The 3,006-nt window shown below is 51.9% G+C and carries 2 rRNA genes; both read left to right on the forward strand.

From position 1 onward, the window contains the following. Positions 1 to 2,747, forward strand: a 23S ribosomal RNA gene (locus tag PNI01S_RS28065); the annotation flags it as partial. A gap of 134 nt (positions 2,748 to 2,881) precedes the next feature. After that, positions 2,882 to 2,997, forward strand: a 5S ribosomal RNA gene (rrf, locus tag PNI01S_RS28070). Positions 2,998 to 3,006: the final 9 nt, after the last annotated feature.

The following is a 3,006-nucleotide window of genomic DNA, read 5'->3' on the forward strand; positions in this document are numbered from 1 at the left end:
GGTATCTTGCACTGAATACATAGGTGTAAGAGGCGAACCAGGGGAACTGAAACATCTAAGTACCCTGAGGAAAAGAAATCAACCGAGATTCCCTTAGTAGTGGCGAGCGAACGGGGACTAGCCCTTAAGCTTCTTTGAATCTAACAGAACGCTCTGGAAAGTGCGGCCATAGTGGGTGATAGCCCCGTATGTGAAAGGTTCTTTGAAGTGAAATCGAGTAGGACGGAGCACGAGAAACTTTGTCTGAATATGGGGGGACCATCCTCCAAGGCTAAATACTACTGACTGACCGATAGTGAACCAGTACCGTGAGGGAAAGGCGAAAAGAACCCCGGAGAGGGGAGTGAAATAGAACCTGAAACCGTATGCGTACAAGCAGTGGGAGCCTACTTTGTTAGGTGACTGCGTACCTTTTGTATAATGGGTCAGCGACTTATATTCAGTGGCGAGCTTAACCGAATAGGGAAGGCGTAGCGAAAGCGAGTCTTAATAGGGCGAATTAGTCGCTGGGTATAGACCCGAAACCGGGCGATCTATCCATGAGCAGGTTGAAGGTTAGGTAACACTGACTGGAGGACCGAACCCACTCCCGTTGAAAAGGTAGGGGATGACTTGTGGATCGGAGTGAAAGGCTAATCAAGCTCGGAGATAGCTGGTTCTCCTCGAAAGCTATTTAGGTAGCGCCTCACGTATCACTCCAGGGGGTAGAGCACTGTTTCGGCTAGGGGGTCATCCCGACTTACCAAACCGATGCAAACTCCGAATACCTGGAAGTGTCAGCGTGGGAGACACACGGCGGGTGCTAACGTCCGTCGTGAAAAGGGAAACAACCCAGACCGTCAGCTAAGGTCCCAAAGTTATGGTTAAGTGGTAAACGATGTGGGAAGGCTTAGACAGCTAGGAGGTTGGCTTAGAAGCAGCCACCCTTTAAAGAAAGCGTAATAGCTCACTAGTCGAGTCGGCCTGCGCGGAAGATGTAACGGGGCTCAAACCATACACCGAAGCTACGGGTGCATCGCAAGATGCGCGGTAGAGGAGCGTTCTGTAAGCCTGTGAAGGTGAGTTGAGAAGCTTGCTGGAGGTATCAGAAGTGCGAATGCTGACATGAGTAACGACAATGGGAGTGAAAAACTCCCACGCCGAAAGACCAAGGGTTCCTGCGCAACGTTAATCGACGCAGGGTTAGTCGGTCCCTAAGGCGAGGCTGAAGAGCGTAGTCGATGGGAAACAGGTTAATATTCCTGTACTTCTAGTTACTGCGATGGAGGGACGGAGAAGGCTAGGCCAGCTTGGCGTTGGTTGTCCAAGTTTAAGGTGGTAGGCAGAGATCTTAGGTAAATCCGGGGTCTTAATGCCGAGAGCTGATGACGAGTCATCTTTCAGATGATGAAGTGGTTGATGCCATGCTTCCAGGAAAAGCTTCTAAGCTTCAGGTAACTAGGAACCGTACCCCAAACCGACACAGGTGGTTGGGTAGAGAATACCAAGGCGCTTGAGAGAACTCGGGTGAAGGAACTAGGCAAAATGGCACCGTAACTTCGGGAGAAGGTGCGCCGGCGAGGGTGAAGTATTTACTACGTAAGCCCATGCCGGTCGAAGATACCAGGCCGCTGCGACTGTTTATTAAAAACACAGCACTCTGCAAACACGAAAGTGGACGTATAGGGTGTGACGCCTGCCCGGTGCCGGAAGGTTAATTGATGGGGTTAGCGAAAGCGAAGCTCTTGATCGAAGCCCCGGTAAACGGCGGCCGTAACTATAACGGTCCTAAGGTAGCGAAATTCCTTGTCGGGTAAGTTCCGACCTGCACGAATGGCGTAACGATGGCGGCGCTGTCTCCACCCGAGACTCAGTGAAATTGAAATCGCTGTGAAGATGCAGTGTATCCGCGGCTAGACGGAAAGACCCCGTGAACCTTTACTGTAGCTTTGCACTGGACTTTGAGCCTGCTTGTGTAGGATAGGTGGGAGGCTTTGAAGCGTGGACGCCAGTCTGCGTGGAGCCATCCTTGAAATACCACCCTGGCATGCTTGAGGTTCTAACTCTGGTCCGTTATCCGGATCGAGGACAGTGTATGGTGGGCAGTTTGACTGGGGCGGTCTCCTCCTAAAGAGTAACGGAGGAGTACGAAGGTGCGCTCAGACCGGTCGGAAATCGGTCGTAGAGTATAAAGGCAAAAGCGCGCTTGACTGCGAGACAGACACGTCGAGCAGGTACGAAAGTAGGTCTTAGTGATCCGGTGGTTCTGTATGGAAGGGCCATCGCTCAACGGATAAAAGGTACTCCGGGGATAACAGGCTGATACCGCCCAAGAGTTCATATCGACGGCGGTGTTTGGCACCTCGATGTCGGCTCATCACATCCTGGGGCTGAAGCCGGTCCCAAGGGTATGGCTGTTCGCCATTTAAAGTGGTACGCGAGCTGGGTTTAGAACGTCGTGAGACAGTTCGGTCCCTATCTGCCGTGGACGTTTGAGATTTGAGAGGGGCTGCTCCTAGTACGAGAGGACCGGAGTGGACGAACCTCTGGTGTTCCGGTTGTCACGCCAGTGGCATTGCCGGGTAGCTATGTTCGGAATAGATAACCGCTGAAAGCATCTAAGCGGGAAACTAGCCTCAAGATGAGATCTCACTGGGAACTTGATTCCCCTGAAGGGCCGTCGAAGACTACGACGTTGATAGGTCGGGTGTGTAAGCGCTGTGAGGCGTTGAGCTAACCGATACTAATTGCCCGTGAGGCTTGACCATATAACACCCAAACAATTTGTGTGTTGTACGGTGAAGACGTAACGAACCGAAAGTTCGTGTGAACCGCAAATTACCTGTCACATACCCGAATCTGGATGAGCGTGTGCAACTGCCACGAGCGTCCTAAAGAATTGCTTGACGACCATAGAGCGTTGGAACCACCTGATCCCATCCCGAACTCAGTAGTGAAACGACGCATCGCCGATGGTAGTGTGGAGTTTCTCCATGTGAGAGTAGGTCATCGTCAAGCTCCTATCCC

It is taken from the genome of Pseudomonas nitroreducens NBRC 12694 (genome assembly GCF_002091755.1).
Taxonomy (GTDB): domain Bacteria; phylum Pseudomonadota; class Gammaproteobacteria; order Pseudomonadales; family Pseudomonadaceae; genus Pseudomonas; species Pseudomonas nitroreducens.